Below are 18063 nucleotides of genomic sequence, written 5' to 3'. Positions count from 1 at the left end.
CTCCTTTTTTAGCTGATAAGTTTTAAATTTCCCCAGATACCCAATTTCTCATCTTTTATGAATAGGCATCCTATTACGCCCTTGCTTTTGGCAAAGTTTATTGCTTTTTCTATGTCGCTTGTTTCTTTTATCATGTTTGCTGTAGCCGTTGCCATTGCATCGGCAAACGCCGTGTTCTTGTCAATGATAACGGAAAGGTCTGCTTTGCCTTTGCTTAATGATGGACCTATCTTTGAGCTGGACGCACAGACGCCAAAAGCCTGATTGTTTAGGTTTACGCTAAATGTTATGTAATCTTTAAACAGCGGGTTGTTGGTGTATATCCCTATCCTTGCGGGTCTGTTTAGTTTTAAGAATAAATCTCCACCATTTTCTATTACGCACTCTTGACAGTTTTTCAGTATGTATCTGCCTATCTCTTCAGCTATAGCTCCAGCAACAGCAGCCATAGGCCCAACATCTGCCCTTTTTGCTGCTTCAATCATGATATTGGCTATTTTCGGTGCTTTTCTGTCTGTTTTTATAGGTTTTAGAGATGTTAAAAACTCCTTTCTTTTGGATATATACGACTCAAGCTGTTCGATTAACTTTTTTAAAAGCTCAAAAATCTCAAATCTATTGTCGCTGCAGCTTTTTATGAACAGGTTGCTGTATTTGTATGATACTTCGAAGGCGCAGAAGCCTTCTGTATCAAATGAGTTTCTATAGATTCTTCTCATATCTCTTCAAATATTTCAAAGGTTCATAATCCTTCGATTGTGGCAGAAGTTCGCTTGGTTTTGTTAAATAGAACTTTTTGTCATAAATCCACTGTTTCAGTGTCTCTGCTATCTTCATAGCACCTGAATAGCTTGACAGTGGCGATGCTGGTATCTTTTTGCCCTTTACGGTTATATATCCGCTTCTTAACTCTTTGTAATTTGTAAGGCCATAGTTGTTGTCTATTTTTAACGGATAGTCGTGTCCATAGTCGAATATATAGGCGTCAATCTCTTCATCGCTAACAGAAGTGAAAAATGCCATCTCTTCGTTCAAAATGGGTATTGCAACTCCAACTCCAACACTCAAAGAGCATCCATATCCCAAAATTGATGCACCTTTTACAAAATCTGGGCTCATCTGTTTCATATCACCCATTACCGCTAATGCACCGGCGCCTGTTTTTGGAATGCCTCTTTCGTTTCTCTCTTCGTTTGGATTATGCTGTGTGCCGTGCCAGATTACATAACCAATGCCACCGCCTAAAAATATTCGAGTTCCAATGCCTATGGTTAGATAAAACGGGTCGTTCATTAATGGAGATAACTGTCCGGCCGATGAGTATGTCGCATTTGCCAATCTTGGTTTTAAAACGCCCATGTATGTATAAATTGTGTGGTCTGTTGAGTTAACAGCAACAGAGTAATTCTGATAAGCATTTCTTGGGTTTAGAAGTGTTGCCTGTTTTAAGTCGTTTATAGTTATCTCCATCTCTATGTGTTTTGCAGGATAACAATCCGTTCCGTATCCTTCTGCGACAAGTTTAACCCTTTTACCTGCTATTAAATCTTCTATTACATGACCGCCGCCATACTCAAACCTGCCCGGATGAACGGCATTTAGCGGGTCGTCTTTTCTTACCGATGTTGCACCTAAGAAGCAGTCAACAGCAGCAACGGCACCGTATGCTTCAACATCGTTCAGCCACACTTTGGCTGCTTTTATCTTGGGTGTGGTATGTCCGAAGTTTATTAATGCTCCGCTTGAACACATTGTCCCAAAAGTGCCAGTTGTTACCACATCAACCTTTTTCGCTGCTTCTATTACGCCTTCCTTTCTTACGATATCTATCATCTCTTCGGCATTTACGACGACAGCTTCACCGTTTTCAATCTTTTTGTTTATTTCGTCTATGGTTTTGTTTACTTTGAATACACTCAAGGCTTACCTCCCACTGCTTTAATTGAAAAAAACAAATATCACCTAAGATTTGCAAAGTCAATATGTAAAAAGGATTTGTTGTGAAATTATCCATTGAAAAAGCAGGGTCAAGGGTATAATATTGCCCAAAAAAGGAGTGAAATTATGTCCATCAAGGAGAATGTTGAAAGGATTTTAAAAGAGATACCCAAGAGCGTAAAAGTCGAAGCAGCAGCTAAAACAAAAACAGCAGAAGAGATAGAAGAAGCTATTGAATCGGGTATAACGATAATAGGTCAAAATTACATGAAGGATTTTAAAAACACATATTGGAGTGTTTCATTAAAAGCAGAGTGGCACTTCATAGGCAGCTGCAAAACACAGAAGCACGACCTTCTAAAACCAAAGTTTTTGCATGTTATAGACATGATTGAGACGATAGATGATTATGAGTTTGCAAAAGCTCTTGATGAGAAGTTAAAAGCTTTAAATAAAGTAATGCCTGTTCTGATTGAAGTTAACTCAGCCGAAGAGCCGCAAAAAAGCGGTATTATGCCTGGTGATGTCATCGGGTTTGCAAAAAGGATAGCCATATTTGAGAATGTAAAGATAGATGGTTTAATGACAATGGGTCCAGCTATTGAGCCTGAAGGTTTAAGAAAATATTTCAAGTTAACAAAAGAGCTGTTTGATGAGCTAAAAAACGCTCTTGGAATAGAGTTAAACACACTCTCTATGGGTATGACGGATTCGTATAAAGTTGCCATAGAAGAAGGTGCAAACCTTATCAGGATTGGCAGGGCTATATTTGGCGAGCGTATATACACTTGATTTTGACTATATTTGATAGTAATCTTTTTCGCCAAGAAAGGGGGTGCAAAAATGAAAAAAGCTATTCTGGTTGTTGACATGCTCAACGATTTTACACTTGATAATGCACCACTGAAGGTAGAAGAGAACAGAAAGATAATACCCAACATAAAAGAGCTGTTGGAAAAAGAGAGAAAAAACAATACGCCAATAATATATGTGTGTGATTCCCATCTGCCGGATGATAGGGAGTTTAAAATCTGGCCGAAGCATTGTGTAAAAGGAACGGAAGGTGCTCAAATTGTTGATGAGTTAAAACCGAAAGAGTCAGATTTTATTGTTGAGAAGACAACATACGACGGTTTTTACAGAACAAACCTTGATGACTTATTGAAGCAGCTGGGCGTTGACCATCTGATTATAACGGGATGTGTGATAAACATCTGCATACTCTATACCGCATCAAGCGCTGTGCTTAGGGGCTATCAGGTCGAGATACCACTAAACTGCGTATCCGCTTTAGATGAAGAGTCAAGAAGATGTGCTATAGCCCAATTCAAGAATGTGCTCAATGTAAAATTAACATAAAAGGAGAAGTCAAATGTTTATAGCCGATGAAGAGCTGATAAAAAAGGGCAAGATTACCGATATTTACTTCGAAAGGGCGATTGAAGTAATAGAAGCAAAGAACTTAGACAAGGCTGTAAAGGCAGAAATCAGTGTTAAGGGTTTGCCGAAAGATTACTCATGGGCTGTATTCTGCGGTCTTCAGGAAGTGCTTGAACTGCTTGAAGGCAAGAGTGTCAGCGTAAGGGCAATTCCAGAAGGAAGCATATTTAGAGAGAACGAACCAGTCATTGAGATAGAAGGCAAATACTCTGAGTTTGCAGTGCTTGAGACGGCTATATTGGGCTTTCTATGTCAGGAGTCTGGCGTTGCAACCAAAGCTGCAAGGGTAAGAAAGGCAGCAAAAGATAAAACCGTCTTGTCCTTTGGCGCAAGAAGAATGCATCCTGCTGTTGCTATAGCGATAGAAAGGGCAGCATATATCGGTGGGTGTAATGGGTTTTCGACTGTTGCTGCAGCAGATAAGCTTGGCATTAAGGCATCAGGCACGATGCCACACTCTCTGGTTTTGCTTGTTGGTGATACACTAAAAGCTGCTCAATACTTTGATGAAGTTGTTGATACGGATGTGCCAAGAATTGTTCTGATAGACACATTTGGCGATGAGAAGTTTGAAACAATAAGGGTTGCAGAAGCATTGAAAAAGAGACTCTCAGGCGTTAGGCTCGACACACCATCATCAAGAAGAGGCAACATGAAAAAGATTCTTGAAGAGTTAAGATGGGAGCTTGATGTAAGAGGCCTAAAACATGTCCAGCTATTCGTAAGTGGCGGACTGGATGAGAACAGCGTTGCAGAGCTTGTTGATGTTGCTGACGGTTTTGGAGTTGGCACAAGCATAAGTTCTGCAACGACGATAGATTTCTCGTTGGATATTGTTGAAATAGAAGGCAAACCGATAGCAAAGAAGGGCAAAAATTCTGGTTCTAAGAGTCTTCTTAAGTGCAATAAGTGTTTTAAAAGCAAAATTGTGCCTTTTACCACACAGTCTATAGAGTGCGAGTGCGGTGGCACTATGGAAGATGCGCTTGAGTATTACATAAGAAACGGTAAGCTTATCAGAGATTTTGAAGATGTATCAACCATAAGGAGCAGGTGTTTAAGGGAGCTTAGGCATGTATAAGATAATCGATACGCACTGCCACATCGATATGGAACAGTTCGATAAAGACAGGGATGAAGTGATAAAGCGCTCATCGGAAAACGGTGTAAAAGCGATTCTTGTCCCTGCAACCGTTGTTGAAGATTTCGAAAAGGAGAAAGAGTTAAGCGAAAAGTATGAGCCGATTTACTATATGGTTGGCATTCATCCACACGATGCAAAAACAACCAATCAGAAGACATACGACGAAGCAGTTAAACATTTGAACAACGAAAAGTGCGTTGGCGTTGGCGAGATAGGCCTTGACTATTACTATGAGCACTCGCCAAAAGACATACAGAGAGATGTGTTTGCAAACTTTGTTGAGCTTGCGATTGAGAAAAACTATCCTGTCTCAATACACTGCAGAGACGCAGATGATGACCTTGTTGATATTTTAATCTCAAGAAAGGATGTCAAAGGCGTAATACACTGTTTTTCTGGAAGTGAGAAGCTTTTAAAACTTGGACTTGACTTAGGCCTTTACTTCGGCATAGGTGGGGTTTTGACATTCAAAAACTCTCACCTAAAGGATGTAATAAAGGATGTTCCGCTTGAGTTTGTTGTCTTTGAAACAGATGCGCCATTTCTTGCTCCAGTTCCAAAAAGGGGAAAACGAAACGAACCGCTCTATATTGCCTATGTGATAGAAAAAATGGCTGAAATTTTAGATTTGGATGCAGAGAAGATAGCAGAGATAGGCTTTGAAAACGCTAAGCGTGTCTTCTCTTTGGAAAGAATATAGCCTTTGAAAAGTAATAGACCAAAAACGCCACAATGATACCAGCTATCACATCGGTTAAATAGTGGTATCTGAGAACAACCGTTGCAAGTATAAGTGAGAGAACCACAGGAAGAAGAACTAAGGCTATTTTTCTATTCTCATTCCAAAACAGCATAACAACAAGCAGGGAAATCTCCGTATGTCCGCTAGGAAAACAGTCCTGTTTTATATGTTCAAGTGAGTTTAGAAGCGGATGGACAAAGTTGAATATAACGCCACCATGCAGCGGCATACTCTCAAGATAAGCAAGACTGTATCGCGGCCCTATGGCAGGTAGAATTATGTATCCGAGATAGGATATATAATATCCAACAGATAAAGCAAACAGCGTGAAGCTTAGCTTTTTAATCTCCTTTTTCTTGTAAAGATAATAGATGATGAAAAATGGCAGAAAGTAATAGGCAAGATATGAAACCTGAAGATAATCAACGATGCCTTTAACATTAAGAAAATTAAACAGCTTAGCTGCATCTGTGCCAAGAATAAGTCTGTCTATATGAATTAGGATATAATCCTTGTTTTTTGGGTTAATAAACGGCACAATAAAGCCCAACGACTCAAATACAAAGCCTATGAAAAAATAAGGATAGAAATAACGCATGAGCCTAAAGAAACGGTTTGTATTCTCGTTGTAAATCAAAAACAGCGTTGATGCTATGATTGCAGCGTACATAAATAGAATCGGCATAGGGTTTGGGATTTTAGAATAGTTTATCACGACGATAAAAAACATAAACAGGTAAAACCCTATGTTTACATAGTCAAACAGACGAATGTCGTTTTTCATCTTACAAGTTCAATACTCTCTGCAACTGTTATAACAGCTTCGCTTTGCGGAAAGTAATCTCCATCTATCTGAATTTTCGTACCTTTTATAGTTATCTCTTTGTTTGTTATTACCTTGTGAATAAAGGAAAGGTTTGTATAGTTGTGCATGCCGCTAAACAAAGCGGCATTACAGTAAGGCAAAAGGAGTTTTCTGTTTTTGCATTCGCAGAAGAAGAGTTCAAACTTTGGCTCTTTTAAATCAACACTCTTTGAAATTTTAAACCTTCCTGCATAATGCTTTATCTTTGAGACAATAGCCCACAAGACTAAATACTCTTTATCATCTATTTTTAGCTTGAAACATTCTGAGTCTTCTTCTAAAAAAGCCTTTATGCCACCCAAAATATATGCAAGCTTGCCTGAAAATCTCTTTATCTTCGGATTAACATGATAGACACTTTCTGCATCAAAACCTGCACCTGCCATCAGTATAAATCTTCTTTGGTTGATTTTGCCTAAGTATGCCTTCTCTTTTTTGCCGTTTATCAGAGACTCTGTCGCTGTTTTAAGGTTTGGCAAGCCAAAAAGCTCAATTGCAAGCACATTTGTCGTTCCCGCAGGCAAAACGGCCAATGCCGATTTTTTTAGTGGCGCATTTATTATCTCGTTTATTATACCGTCTCCACCAAACCCTGCGATTGTATCGTATATGCCATCTATCTTTTTTGTAATCTCTGTTCCATCGCCAGCCTTTTTTGTTATGAATATATCAACCTGTTTTTTGTTCTCTTCCAATCTTTTCTTTACCCAGATAAGCTTTTCAAAAGAGAAGTTATGGGCAGCAGGGTTTGCAATTATGGCTATCATAAGTCAACCACCATCCCGTCGTATGCAGCAACAACATTCACACCAGTATCAGATGCAATCCTTTCTGCCACTTCCCACGGCTTTTCTTTTAAAAACGAGAGTCCAAAGTGCGTAATTATTAACTTTTCAGGTCTAAATTTATCAACAAACCTGTACACATCTTCTGCAGCAAGATGCTTAAAGTTTGCCCTTCTTTTGCAAAAAACGGTGTTCATTATAACAATCTTTGATTTATAACAGTCTGCAAGTTCATCAAAATAAGCTGTATCGGGAATAAAAGCAAAACTGTGAGATTTGCAAGAGAAAACAGCACCATAGGTCTCTGTTGTATGATGATGCTTGCATTTAACTTCGATTTTAACGCCGTCAATCTCGTATGTTTCAAACTCCTTCTGATTGATTAGCGTATAATTCTTCCTGTTGTAAAGCAGAATAACAGGGTCAATATCTGTGGCTTCGTGTGGTGCAAGCACAGCACCACGTTTTTTGTGTCCACCTTCGGTCATTGATTCAATTATTGTATTTATATCCGCACTATGGTCTAAATGCCTGTGGCTTAGAAATATGCCACTGAGCTTATTTGGATAGAGTTTGTGTTTTATTGCTTCAATTAGCGCACCAGGGCCTGGGTCTATAACAAACAGTTTGCCGTTTAGCTTAAACCAGATACCACCGGATTTTCTTATCTGATTGAAAACGGTAAATCTGCCACCACCTGTGCCCAAAAATATGAGCTGATTGTCTGATATCGTGTTTATCCTTGTCATTTTAAGTAAGCAAAAGAGTCATCAGCTGACTCTATAATGCCCTTTACAACACCCTTTTTGTATTTTTCAACTAAAACAGGAAAATACCAGCTTGATATAGCCTTGAAGAATTGTCTGTTTTTTCTCTTTACCTTTGTCGATTCAATCACAATTTCACACTCACTTCTTACCTTAGAGAGCATACTCTCTCTTCTTTTCTTTGCAAAAAGCTCTCTTAAAATCCTGTTTCTCTCTTTTACTGTAGGTCCTTTTGGCAGATAGCCTTTTATGTTTGCTGCAGCCGTAAAGGGTCTTTTGGAATAACTAAACACATGACCAAAACTCAAAGGCAGCTCTTCTATGAACTTGTATGTTTTATCAAACTCTTCTTCTGTCTCATTAAAGAAACCCACAATTACATCCGTCCCGACGAATATATCCTTTTTGTGGCAATACTCGACTATTTTTTTATAATCTTCGGTTTTATAATCCCTGCCCATGAGTTTTAAAATCTTATCGCTGCCGGACTGCAGTGGTATATGAAGATGCTTTGCAAATCTGCCAGATGCGATTATGTCTATTAGCTCTTTGTCAACATACATAGGTTCAATCGAGCTTATCCTTATCCTAAAATCGCCCGCAATTGAGTCTATCCTTTTTAAAAGCCCTTTGAAATTTTTGTATGAGCCAATGTTTGTTCCTGTAAGCACTATCTCAGGAAATTTCTCTTTTAGGTTGTTTATCTCTTTGATAATTAGATTTTGGTCTTTGTCTCTCTCTTTCCCTCTCAATTTTGGGATTATACAGTATGTGCAGTGGTTGTTGCAGCCTTCTTGAATCTTTATAAACGCCCTGCTTTTCTCAAAATACTGATTCAATGTCTCGTTTAGCGGGTAATTCTTTGTATCTTCGGATATATCTGAAATGCCACTCTCTATAACTTCAACAATCCTTGTTTTGTATGAGTTCCCGACAAGTATAAACTGACTTTTTAGTCTTTCTTCAAGATAACTATCGCAGCCTGTATATATAACTTTGCCTATTTTTGAAAGTCTCTTTGCCAGCATTCTTGACTCTTTTGATGCCTTTGATGTCACAGCGCATGAGTTGATTATATAAAAATCGCAGGGCTCGTCTATCGAACCTATTTCAAAGCCCTTTTCTGTTAATTGCTGTATCATCTGCTGTGTCTCGTATTGGTTTAGTTTGCAGCCAAAAGTGGCTAAAGCTACTCTCATAGGGTTCCTTTTGTGGTTGGTGTCTGCTGCACTTCTGCTATTGCCATTGATAGGCTCTTTGCAACGGATTTAAAGGTTGCTTCTGCAATATGATGCTTGTTTGTCCCATACAGCTGTTTGATGTGCAACACCATGCCTGAGTTATAAGCAAATGCTCTAAAAAACTCTTCAATCAGCTCTGCATCGAAGTTGCCTATGTTTCCAAAAATTCTGCAATCATAGTTTAAGAAGAATCTGTTGCAGATGTCTATGCTTGATAATACAAGTGCATCATCCATCGGTATTATGGCATATCCGTATCGTGCAAAATTCCTATGCTCGAGTGATTTTTTTAAAGCCTGTCCAAGCAGTATGCCAACATCTTCAACCGTATGATGAAAATCCACTTCTAAATCGCCCTTTGCTTCTATCTGCAAATCTATGCCTGAGTGTTTTGACAAAGCAGAGAGCATGTGGTCAAAGAAGCCGATACCCGTATTTATCTCAAACTCGCCCGTTCCATCTATGTCGATTGTTATGTTTATGGCTGTCTCTTTGGTAATTCTTTTAAGATTCAACTTCATCTATCACGCTCCACGATTAGTTTTGCTATATCGATTAACGGTTTGCTGCCCTTTAAGTCCTTTATTTCGTCAATTGCCATATCTTTGAGCTTCTGTGCAAATCTGTATGAGTTTTTCAGTCCGTAAACCTTTGGATAAGTCAGTGTATTGTTTATCTCATCAACCTTCTTTTTGCCCAGTTTCTTCTCATCACCAACAACATCTAAATAGTCATCTATGATTTGAAAAGCAACGCCAGCATAAAGTCCGTATCTCTCTATTCTTTTTAATTCTTCTTCGTCTGGATTGCCGCAGACTGCACCACTTACAACGCTTGCCTGAATAAGTTTTGCCGTTTTGTGCTTATGTATAAAATTAACAAGCATCTTTGGTGAGTGCTTTTCTATTCTTTCTCTTGCCGTTAAAACATCAACAACCTGACCAACAACCATGCCGCCTATACCAGCGTTATTCGATATCCAGCTTATTATCTCTATCTTTTTTCTCTCGTCCAAAGGCGAGTTTGCAATCACGCTGAATGTGTATGTGTTTAGCCCGTCTCCTGCAAGAAGAGCCAAATCTTCACCGAAGACCTTATGATTTGCAGGTTTGCCACGCCTAAAATCGTCGTTGTCCATAACGGGTAAGTCATCATGGATTAAAGAGTAAGCATGCATAAGCTCAATCGCTGCAGCAATATGAACCGCTTTTTGAATATCTGCATTAAACATCTCAGCGGCTGTCAAAACGAGCATAGCCCTTATTCTCTTGCCGCCACTTTTGGGTGTGTAGAATAAAGCTTCCCTAAAGATATCTGGAAATCTCTTCTGTTGGGATAGTTTTTCTATAAAGTCGTCAACCATCTCTTTGAAAAGGTTAAGCTTCATCTGTGAAATCCTCTGTCTCTAATTGGCCGTTTTTTATGCCTGTTATAATCTTTATTCTGTTTTCTGCTTCCTGAAGCTTCTTTGAGCAGAAATCAACCAACTTCATGCCTTCTTCGTATAATTTTATCGCTTCGTCAAGCATAATCTCTTCATTTTCAAGTCTCTTTGCTATCTCTTCCAATCTCTTTAAAGCTTCTTCAAAGTTCTCCATCTTAAAGGCTCCAATAGGTTTTTCCGTTTAGCTTATTTTTATCAACAACGCCCTTAATGTCAACAAAAACACCATCTTTGTCAAGATACCCAATGAGCTTGTCTATATCTTCCAAGAATGCCTTATGTTTGACTGCAAGTATAACAAGGTCGTAAGAATCCTTTAGCTCTTTTTTACTCTTCAACTCGATAGAGTACTCTTCTTTTACTTCTTCTCTGTCTGCAAGTGGGTCAAATACATCAACATCAACGCCAAACTCTTCAAGTTCCCTATACACATCAACAACTCTGCTGTTTCTTATATCCGGCACATTCTCCTTGAAGGTTATGCCCAGAAGCAGAGCCTTTGCACCAAGAATCGTTTTTCCGTTTTTTATAAGCCTTTTTATAGACTCTTTTGCCACATACTCGCCCATTGAGTCGTTTATTCTTCTTCCTGCCAAAATCACTTCTGGGTGATAGCCTATCTCTTGGGCTTTGTAAGTTAGATAGTAAGGGTCAACGCCTATACAGTGTCCACCGACAAGACCTGGCTCAAAAGCCAAGAAATTCCACTTTGTTTTTGCCGCTTCAAGCACTGCGTATGTGTTTATACCCATTATGTTGAATATCTTTGAGAGCTCGTTCATTAAGGCAATGTTTAAATCTCTCTGCGTGTTCTCTATGACTTTGGCTGCTTCTGCTGTCTCTATGGACTCTGCGATAAATATGTTGTCGTTATTTATTGCACCATAAATCTTTGCCAAAAATTGCGCAGTTTCTCTATTGCAGCCGCTTACAACCTTTGTGATTTTGTCTGGCGTGTGAACCTTGTCGCCAGGGTTTATCCTTTCTGGTGAGTATCCGACAAAGAAGTCTTCACATGCCTTCAAAGACGAGATATCTTCAAGAATGGGAACACACTCTTTATTCGTTGCTGTTGGATAGACGGTTGACTCATAAACCACAACATCGCCCTTTTTTAAATGCCTTGCAACCGTCTGCGTTGCAGAGAGCAGTGGTTTTAAATTGGGCAGTTTATGTTCGTCAATCGGTGTTGGAACAGCAACAATAAACAGGTTTGCTTCATCAAGTATGGTTTCATCATAAGAAAACTCTATGTTGTTCTCTAAGAAGTTCACACCTTCAAGCTCACCTGTTGAATCTATGCCTTTTTTTAACTCTTCGACTCTATCCTTTTTTATATCAAAACCTATACAGTTGAAATATTTTGAAAGATGATAGAGAAGTGGCATGCCAACATAACCAAGTCCAATAACTGCGATCCTTTTAGTTTTGTTCTTGAATTCTTCAAAGTTCACCTTAATACCTCCTTTTTACTTTATCATCAAAAACGCTATAGCTATCAAAATCCTGTAAAATCCAAAAACTTCAAGCGTATATCTGCTTACAAAACTTATAAATGTCTTCACGGCCACTAAAGCAGAAAAGAACGAAACAACAAACCCAACGGCTATTAGATGCCACTGAGATGCAGTTATATAGAATCCACTTTTGTATATATCATAACCCGTTGCTGCAAACATCGTTGGTATAGCAAGCAAGAAAGAAAACTCAACAGCTTCTTTTCTCGATAATCCCATAAACATACCGCCAATTATACTGCTTGCAGAACGACTCGTTCCAGGTATCACAGCCAGCGACTGAACAAGGCCAATGGCTGCGGCTTTTTTATATGAGAGTTTATCGATTGTTTTATCCGTTGGGTGTTTTTTGAAGTATCTCTCTATGAGAATAAGGAGCATTCCACCAACGGCCAAAGACCACACGACAATATGCGAATTAAACAGATACTCCTTTATTATCTTGTAAAGCAGAAAACCAACCACACCGGTTGGTATGAATGCAGCTATTATTCTAAACCATAGATTTAAATCCTTTTTTAATCTGTTAAAATACAAAAAAACGACGCTCAGAATGGCTCCAAGCTGAATAACAATCTCAAAAGTTTTAGTAAAATCCGTCTGCGGAATACCCAATAGTTTGCTTGCAAGTATTAAATGCCCGGTTGATGAGATGGGTAAAAACTCCGTTAGCCCTTCTACAATTCCCAAAATCACAGCATCAATTAGAGTCATAGCTTTTCACCTTCTTGCCTTTAGTGTTTGAACAAAGCCACCAGCAACAATGAAAGCACCACCTGTTAGTTTATAAAAATCGGGTGTGTCTTTAAAGAAAATAAATCCAAAGATAACAGCAAAGAGAATCTCCAAATATGCAAGAACGCCGTATTCTATCGCCCTTAATCTTTTTATGGCAGCAATCATAAGCGTTATTCCTAAAAACCCACAGACTATAGCCATAGAGAATATCATTGCGAACTCGCTTTCTATCTTGTTTAAATCGGGTTTTGAAAACATAAAAAGCGGAAAGACAAACAGAGAGCCTATTGCAAACTGATACAGACTGGACAACTGCGTATTTGTCTGTTTTGCTGCTCTGTTTGCTACGATTAAAAGGCCGTATGAGATACCAGAAAGTATGCCAAATAGGGAATTACCAATCATCTTTAACTCTATCTTGAATCTGAGTATTAAAAGAAGGCCTATCATGGCAAGAACAAGGGATAAGAAATCAGCTTTTGTTAGTGGCTCTTTAAGTAAGATAAAGGCAAACAGAGCCGCTATTGCAGGCCCTAAATAGAGAAGAAAGACAGACAGAGACATGGTTGTTTTTCTAATTGAGAAGATGTAAAAGATGATGGTTAGAGATAAAAATATGCCTGCAACTATAGTAGGAAGAGTGATTCTTTCAAACTTCACGCCCTTTGCAATGAAAAAGGCCGTAAGCAGAATAGCCGGTATGAATAGTCTTAAAAATGTTAAGGTGAAAGGGTTTACAGTTGTGTAATTTACAAAAACACCCAGACTTCCCATTGCTGCTGTTGCAAGTATTGCATATATGTATCCTTCTTTTTTCATTGATTTTCCTATTTGAGTATGTTTTTTAGCGTGTTTAAGTTTGAGCCTGCCTGATACCTTCCATTCTGGGTTATGAATGTGGGCAAACTATTTATCTTTAGCTCTTCAAATATGAGCCTATTGCTTTCTGAAATGTATCTTTTTGCCCTTTTGCAAGAGATATCTTTTCCGTAATTGCTCTCTGTGTAATCCTTAAAACTCTTGTTGTTGCAGATAAAACGCTCTATCTTATTTTGAGCATCTTGACTTATGCCGACTAAAATTAACTTTATTCCAAACCCGCTCTTTTTGGCAAAGTCTATTAAATCTCTCTTTAGAAATTCACAAGCCCTATTGTTCGGGTCGCACACAAGATAAACAAACCTTCTTGTCTTTTTTGATGGCTTGTATGTGCTTATGGCTAACTCTTTTAGTTTGTTGCCATACAATTTAAAGTTTTTTGAGAACTGGCTTTGCAAATATCTGTTTATCTCTTGCGAGCTAATATTAGAACCATTTTTGAACAGTGTTCCTACGATGGCTATTTTTTCGTTTGCATACACTGTGAACAGTTTGCCATTGACTTCAATAAGCATATCACACAGGTTTGTGTTTTTTAGTGGTTTTTTGTGAATGACTCTATAATCTGCCGGCATATAAGGCATAATTTTGCTAAGGCTAACTCTATCACATACACTCCCTGCAAATGAGAAACTTCCGATAAAGGCAAATAGCATAACAGATAAAAAGACTTTTCTTTTCATGCCGAGCATTTTAACAAAAACAGAAACCGATGCAAGGTTAATTACTTGAATCTATTTCATGCTTTGAAAGATTTTATTTCACGACTTGAAACATTTGCAACTTTTGTTTGTTGAAAGGGTTTAAAAATTGTATCATCCAAGCATGAGAGTGCTTGTTGGTTTGAGTGGCGGCGTTGATTCTGCTGTTGCTGCTTATCTTCTAAAGGAAGAAGGGTATGAAGTTGTTGGTATAACTCTTAAGCTGTATGATAACGAATCGTCTATCAAAGATGCAAAGCTCACAGCAGAAAGCTTAGATATAGAGTGGCACCTGTTTGACTATTCTGATTATTTTAAGAAAACAATTGTCGATTACTTTTTTAGAAGCTATTTAGATGCAAAAACGCCAAGTCCATGTCTGTTCTGCAATAGAAAGGTAAAATTTAAACTTCTATATGATAAGGCTAAAGAGCTAAACTGCAACTTTGTGGCTACAGGTCATTATGCAAGGGTTGAAGAGATTGGCTCAAAAAAAGTGATAGCAAAATCTATTTCAATAAAAGACCAATCCTATTTTCTTGCCCTTCTAAGACCATCCCAAATAGAAAGAACAGTTTTTCCATTGGGTAATATGGAAAAAGACAGAATAAGAGAGATAGCAGAGAAACTAAACCTTCCTGTTGCAGAAAAGAAAGAGAGCTTAGATGTCTGTTTTATAGATGGCGATTATAGGGATTATTTAAAAAGATTATATCCGAATAGGGAAGGTTATTTTATTTTAAACGGAAAAAGAATAAAAAAACACGACGGGATTTTTAATTATACGATAGGTCAGAGAAAAGGCTTAAGAATTCCTTATAAAGAAGCCCTGTATGTCAGAAAGATTGATGTAAATAGCTTGAATATTTACCTTACAACAAAAAGCAAAATGTTTAAAAGAAAAGTAAAAGCTAAGCTAATTAATCTTGTCTATCTGCCGTCATTTGAGTTTGAAGCAAAGGCAAAGCTCAGATCAAAGATGAGCGAAGCTGACTGCACAGTTAAATTGAAGAAGAGTATTTTGCACATAACATTTAACGAGCCGCAATTTGCACCAACACCCGGTCAGATAGCTGCCATCTATTATAAAAACGCAGTCATCATGGCTGGTGTTATACTCTAATGTAAAGGCCATTTTTTTGAACATAGTCTAAGAAGTCAGCATATATCCTGTTTATAGTAAGCGTTTTTGCATCACCAACAACGATAAGCTTTCTCTTTGCCCTTGTTAGAGCCACATTTAACCTTCTTTTATCCTTCAAAAAGCCTATCTCTTCTTCGTCGTTTGCCCTGACAAGGCTAAGTATAATAACTTCCTTTTCTCTTCCTTGAAATCCATCAATCGATTTTATCTCTATGTCTGGTATGATTCTTTCTAAATACTCTTCATGGTCTTTATATGGTGTTATAACGCCAATTGCTTCGTTTTTTACACCTGATTTTTTCAGCTCGTCTGTTAGCCTTTTTACAAACTCCGCTTCAAGCGGATTAAATTTTGAAAAACTCCCCTTCTTGTTTTGTTCGAGAAATTTACCCATTGTGTCAAAAAAGACAACAGGCTCATCAAAACCGATAAACTCAGTAGGAGACGCTATGTCGCTGAGCTTAATATCTTTTACAGACTCATCAGAAATCACTCCACAGTCGTAAAACTCACAACTGGGAAACTTATTTATCTTTTCGTTCATTCTGTATTGTATTGTCAGCATGTGGGTTGCTTGTGGATAAAGCTTGCTGAATCTCTCAAATAAACTAAAAGATAATCTTTTTGCTCTTTCTGATAGGATTGTGGGTGGAAGTTGTTTATGGTCTCCTGCCATTATCACTCTTTTGCCTTTTGTAAGCGGGATAAGTGCCGATGGCTCTATTGCTTGTGCTGCTTCATCTATAAACACAATATCGAATTTGAAGTTTTCTAAGAATTCGCTGCCAGCGGTTGAGTTTGTGGCAAATATAATCTCGGCACTGTTTAGTTGCTCGTGTATTATCTTCTGCAAAATATTCTCTTTCTGCTCATACAAGTTTGATATCTTTGCTGTTGTTTCAATCCAGCCTGCCATCTGTTTGATTTTTGATGCTTTGAGTCCTCTTTTTGACCTGTTTTGAGATGCAAGTGTCAAAATTTCATCGTTTGAGAGCCCTCTCCTTGTTGCTGGTGTCGGCTTTTTGTATGTTTTATCCCTTTTCTCCTTTAATTTGTCTATCTGTTCAATCATCTTTTCTATCTGAATGTATCGTTCGTCTTGGCGTATTACGACATCGAGTGATAGATTTAAAAGCTCATCTTCTATCTTTGCAGGATGGCCTATTCTTACAACCTTTCTGTCTTTGAACTTCTCAAGAAGGTTGTCTATTGCAACATTACTGTCTGCTGCAACCAGTATCTTTTTGCCTAAGTTTGCTTTTATGATTTCAGTAAGTGTTGTCGTTTTTCCCGTTCCTGGCGGGCCATGAACCAAAAACAGCTCAGACTCCTTTGCTTTTTTTAATGCTTCGTTTTGGGATTGATTGAGTCTTTCGGATTTTTCGGTTGAGTTTTTGATTTGTGGGCTTTTTATTCCGAGTATAATTTCTGGGTCAAACTCGCTATTCTCTATATTTAGAATTACACTCTTCATGCGCTTAAAGGTTATATCACTGACAAACAGGTCAATTCTATAATGCTTGGATTTAAACAACTTCTGTTTAACCATGACATCGATGTATTTTTTTGTCGCTGCACTGACGGTTGCTTCTTGGGAAAATTTCAACGGCTCACCCTTTGAGATTAGAACAATATCACCAACCTTTATCTGATGTTCTCTCTCTTCCTTGGCGGAAAATCGGTATATCAGATAATCCAAAAATCTGCCTATGAGTTTGCCCTTAAGGTTAAGAAGAGCCCTTCCACGAGACTGTCTTTGTCTTGGCGTTAAATGTCTTATCTCTTCAAGATGAAACTGTTTTTCGGCTTTTCTCTCAAGCTCGATAAGTTCCAAAAAGTAAGATTTATATTCGTCAAACGATTCAAACCTTATCATAGCTGGAGTTTAATACCATAAATTTTTCTTTTTTCAACGATTTTGTTTGACTTTTTCAAAAAAATGGTTGTATTATAAAAGTGATGTCTGCGCTGCTTATCGTGTTTACCGCTCTGTTTATTGTTATAATTCCAGATGTGAGTTTTGCATGGGGTCCTGCTGTTCACATAGGTGTTTCGCTAAATGCCATTGGAGAGCTTCCCAATTATCTTCAAATGCTTCTGTTTGCAAACTTAAGCGAATACCTTTATGGAGCATTAGCACCTGATTTTATAGTTGGCAAAAGTTTCTCTTCAAAGGATAAGCACTCTCACAACTGGTCTGTTGGTTTTGACTTACTAAAAAGAGCAAAAAGCGATAGAGAGAAAGCGTTTGCCTGTGGGTATTTAACCCATCTTGCAGCAGATGCTGTAGCTCATGGCATAATCGTAAAGGGAATGGAAGATAAGCGTAAAAATTTAAAGCATACATACATTGAGCTTGTTGCGGATTCTTTGAGCGATGTCTCATACAAAGAGCTTGCAAAAAGGATTTTATCAAGGTATAATGCTGATTTAGATGGGCAATTCAAAAACAGGGTTGATAGTGTTTTATTCAGCTTTACCGTAAGCAAACTAATCTTTAAAGGTATGGTTAGGGCTTCTTTGGGCAGAAAGAGTTTGCAAAGGGTTCTTTTCAATCCCAAGATTATGGAGTTTTTCACCGTGGATGTATCATCAATAAAGGAGTATGTCTCTTTATCTGAGAAATTTGCCGTGAATGTTCTTTTAAAAGGTGAAGATTCCCCCGTCTTAAAGCTGGATGCAGTTAGCGAATAAAACGAAAAAATAGCATAAAAAAAG

At 38.1% G+C, this 18063-nt stretch carries 20 protein-coding genes; 6 read left to right on the top strand and 14 right to left on the bottom strand.

The window, feature by feature from the left end:
- Positions 1-8: 8 nt before the first annotated feature.
- Positions 9-719, bottom strand: a complete 711-nt coding sequence (locus G415_RS0107280) for a UPF0280 family protein (RefSeq protein ID WP_022671014.1) — start codon at positions 717-719, stop codon at positions 9-11.
- A complete protein-coding gene (locus G415_RS0107275) occupies positions 703-1920 on the bottom strand; it encodes a homocysteine biosynthesis protein (RefSeq protein ID WP_022671013.1) in 1218 nt (405 codons plus the stop codon). Before G415_RS0107275 ends, G415_RS0107280 begins: the two co-directional genes overlap by 17 nt.
- Before the next feature lie 144 nt (positions 1921-2064).
- Between G415_RS0107275 and G415_RS0107270 the strand changes: the two genes are divergently transcribed.
- Genes G415_RS0107270 through G415_RS0107255 form a run of 4 tightly spaced genes read left to right on the top strand, consistent with a single transcriptional unit; the run spans position 2065 to position 5222 of the window.
- Entirely contained in the window at positions 2065-2730 is a 666-nt protein-coding gene (locus G415_RS0107270; RefSeq protein ID WP_022671012.1) for a YggS family pyridoxal phosphate-dependent enzyme, read from the top strand.
- 51 nt (positions 2731-2781) lie between these two features.
- On the top strand, positions 2782-3297 hold the full coding sequence (locus G415_RS0107265; RefSeq protein ID WP_022671011.1) for a cysteine hydrolase family protein: 516 nt from the start codon (positions 2782-2784) through the stop codon (positions 3295-3297).
- A gap of 13 nt (positions 3298-3310) precedes the next feature.
- Positions 3311-4459, top strand: a complete 1149-nt coding sequence (locus G415_RS0107260; RefSeq protein ID WP_022671010.1) for a nicotinate phosphoribosyltransferase — start codon at positions 3311-3313, stop codon at positions 4457-4459.
- Complete coding sequence (locus tag G415_RS0107255) at positions 4452-5222, top strand: TatD family hydrolase (protein WP_022671008.1); 771 nt, start codon at positions 4452-4454, stop codon at positions 5220-5222. The genes G415_RS0107260 and G415_RS0107255 overlap by 8 nt, the downstream gene beginning before the upstream one ends.
- Here G415_RS0107255 and G415_RS10820 read toward each other — a convergent pair.
- The 11 genes from G415_RS10820 to G415_RS0107200 are packed head-to-tail and all read right to left on the bottom strand — an operon-like array spanning position 5191 to position 14183.
- On the bottom strand, positions 5191-6048 hold the full coding sequence (locus G415_RS10820) for a phosphatase PAP2 family protein (RefSeq protein ID WP_022671007.1): 858 nt from the start codon (positions 6046-6048) through the stop codon (positions 5191-5193). The genes G415_RS0107255 and G415_RS10820 overlap by 32 nt on opposite strands.
- Positions 6045-6896 carry a diacylglycerol/lipid kinase family protein gene (locus G415_RS10815; protein WP_022671006.1) on the bottom strand — a complete coding sequence of 284 codons (852 nt, stop codon included), beginning with the start codon at positions 6894-6896 and terminating at the stop codon, positions 6045-6047. The genes G415_RS10820 and G415_RS10815 overlap by 4 nt, the downstream gene beginning before the upstream one ends.
- Positions 6893-7663, bottom strand: coding sequence for an MBL fold metallo-hydrolase (locus G415_RS0107240; RefSeq protein WP_022671005.1), 771 nt, complete (start codon positions 7661-7663; stop codon positions 6893-6895). The genes G415_RS10815 and G415_RS0107240 overlap by 4 nt, the downstream gene beginning before the upstream one ends.
- A complete protein-coding gene (mtaB, locus tag G415_RS10160) occupies positions 7660-8880 on the bottom strand; it encodes a tRNA (N(6)-L-threonylcarbamoyladenosine(37)-C(2))-methylthiotransferase MtaB (protein ID WP_022671004.1) in 1221 nt (406 codons plus the stop codon). The genes G415_RS0107240 and mtaB overlap by 4 nt, the downstream gene beginning before the upstream one ends.
- Positions 8877-9443: an imidazoleglycerol-phosphate dehydratase HisB gene (gene hisB / locus G415_RS0107230; protein WP_022671003.1), complete on the bottom strand. Its 567-nt coding sequence runs from the start codon at positions 9441-9443 to the stop codon at positions 8877-8879. Before hisB ends, mtaB begins: the two co-directional genes overlap by 4 nt.
- Complete coding sequence (locus G415_RS0107225; RefSeq protein WP_022671002.1) at positions 9440-10309, bottom strand: polyprenyl synthetase family protein; 870 nt, start codon at positions 10307-10309, stop codon at positions 9440-9442. The genes hisB and G415_RS0107225 overlap by 4 nt, the downstream gene beginning before the upstream one ends.
- The gene (gene xseB / locus G415_RS0107220) at positions 10299-10520 is read right to left on the bottom strand and encodes an exodeoxyribonuclease VII small subunit (RefSeq protein WP_022671001.1); all 222 of its coding nucleotides are present in this window, start codon (positions 10518-10520) and stop codon (positions 10299-10301) included. Before xseB ends, G415_RS0107225 begins: the two co-directional genes overlap by 11 nt.
- Position 10521: 1 nt before the next feature.
- Positions 10522-11820 (bottom strand): nucleotide sugar dehydrogenase, encoded by a 1299-nt coding sequence (locus G415_RS0107215; protein ID WP_022671000.1) that lies wholly within the window; start codon positions 11818-11820, stop codon positions 10522-10524.
- 15 nt (positions 11821-11835) lie between these two features.
- Positions 11836-12597, bottom strand: a complete 762-nt coding sequence (locus tag G415_RS0107210; protein ID WP_022670999.1) for an undecaprenyl-diphosphate phosphatase — start codon at positions 12595-12597, stop codon at positions 11836-11838.
- A 6-nt stretch (positions 12598-12603) separates the two neighbouring features.
- The gene (locus G415_RS0107205; RefSeq protein ID WP_022670998.1) at positions 12604-13440 is read right to left on the bottom strand and encodes a DMT family transporter; all 837 of its coding nucleotides are present in this window, start codon (positions 13438-13440) and stop codon (positions 12604-12606) included.
- Positions 13441-13448: 8 nt separating this feature from the next.
- Complete coding sequence (locus tag G415_RS0107200; protein ID WP_155825472.1) at positions 13449-14183, bottom strand: hypothetical protein; 735 nt, start codon at positions 14181-14183, stop codon at positions 13449-13451.
- Between the two features lie 142 nt (positions 14184-14325).
- Here G415_RS0107200 and mnmA point away from each other — a divergent pair, with 142 nt between their 5' ends.
- Positions 14326-15324: a tRNA 2-thiouridine(34) synthase MnmA gene (gene mnmA / locus G415_RS0107195; protein ID WP_022670996.1), complete on the top strand. Its 999-nt coding sequence runs from the start codon at positions 14326-14328 to the stop codon at positions 15322-15324.
- On the opposite strand, the gene G415_RS0107190 is transcribed toward mnmA, so the two are convergent.
- Entirely contained in the window at positions 15314-17221 is a 1908-nt protein-coding gene (locus G415_RS0107190) for an IGHMBP2 family helicase (RefSeq protein ID WP_022670995.1), read from the bottom strand. The genes mnmA and G415_RS0107190 overlap by 11 nt on opposite strands.
- An 83-nt stretch (positions 17222-17304) precedes the next feature.
- Between G415_RS0107190 and G415_RS0107185 the strand changes: the two genes are divergently transcribed.
- Positions 17305-18039, top strand: coding sequence for a zinc dependent phospholipase C family protein (locus G415_RS0107185; RefSeq protein ID WP_022670994.1), 735 nt, complete (start codon positions 17305-17307; stop codon positions 18037-18039).
- Positions 18040-18063 lie beyond the last annotated feature (24 nt).

Source organism: Hippea alviniae EP5-r, assembly GCF_000420385.1.
Lineage (GTDB): Bacteria > Campylobacterota_A > Desulfurellia > Desulfurellales > Hippeaceae > Hippea > Hippea alviniae.
This window is presented reverse-complemented; position numbering and strand designations above follow the sequence as displayed.

Bases quoted from the DNA above. Each gene is read 5' to 3' on its own strand.
- G415_RS0107280 (WP_022671014.1), bottom strand. From the start codon at position 719: ATGAGAAGAATCTATAGAAACTCATTTGATACAGAAGGCTTCTGCGCC.
- G415_RS0107270 (WP_022671012.1), top strand. From the start codon at position 2,065: ATGTCCATCAAGGAGAATGTTGAAAGGATTTTAAAAGAGATACCCAAG.
- G415_RS0107265 (WP_022671011.1), top strand. From the start codon at position 2,782: ATGAAAAAAGCTATTCTGGTTGTTGACATGCTCAACGATTTTACACTT.
- G415_RS0107260 (WP_022671010.1), top strand. From the start codon at position 3,311: ATGTTTATAGCCGATGAAGAGCTGATAAAAAAGGGCAAGATTACCGAT.
- G415_RS0107255 (WP_022671008.1), top strand. From the start codon at position 4,452: ATGTATAAGATAATCGATACGCACTGCCACATCGATATGGAACAGTTC.
- G415_RS10820 (WP_022671007.1), bottom strand. From the start codon at position 6,048: ATGAAAAACGACATTCGTCTGTTTGACTATGTAAACATAGGGTTTTAC.
- G415_RS10815 (WP_022671006.1), bottom strand. From the start codon at position 6,896: ATGATAGCCATAATTGCAAACCCTGCTGCCCATAACTTCTCTTTTGAA.
- G415_RS0107240 (WP_022671005.1), bottom strand. From the start codon at position 7,663: ATGACAAGGATAAACACGATATCAGACAATCAGCTCATATTTTTGGGC.
- mtaB (WP_022671004.1), bottom strand. From the start codon at position 8,880: ATGAGAGTAGCTTTAGCCACTTTTGGCTGCAAACTAAACCAATACGAG.
- hisB (WP_022671003.1), bottom strand. From the start codon at position 9,443: ATGAAGTTGAATCTTAAAAGAATTACCAAAGAGACAGCCATAAACATA.
- G415_RS0107225 (WP_022671002.1), bottom strand. From the start codon at position 10,309: ATGAAGCTTAACCTTTTCAAAGAGATGGTTGACGACTTTATAGAAAAA.
- xseB (WP_022671001.1), bottom strand. From the start codon at position 10,520: ATGGAGAACTTTGAAGAAGCTTTAAAGAGATTGGAAGAGATAGCAAAG.
- G415_RS0107210 (WP_022670999.1), bottom strand. From the start codon at position 12,597: ATGACTCTAATTGATGCTGTGATTTTGGGAATTGTAGAAGGGCTAACG.
- G415_RS0107205 (WP_022670998.1), bottom strand. From the start codon at position 13,440: ATGAAAAAAGAAGGATACATATATGCAATACTTGCAACAGCAGCAATG.
- G415_RS0107200 (WP_155825472.1), bottom strand. From the start codon at position 14,183: ATGAAAAGAAAAGTCTTTTTATCTGTTATGCTATTTGCCTTTATCGGA.
- mnmA (WP_022670996.1), top strand. From the start codon at position 14,326: ATGAGAGTGCTTGTTGGTTTGAGTGGCGGCGTTGATTCTGCTGTTGCT.
- G415_RS0107190 (WP_022670995.1), bottom strand. From the start codon at position 17,221: ATGATAAGGTTTGAATCGTTTGACGAATATAAATCTTACTTTTTGGAA.
- G415_RS0107185 (WP_022670994.1), top strand. From the start codon at position 17,305: ATGTCTGCGCTGCTTATCGTGTTTACCGCTCTGTTTATTGTTATAATT.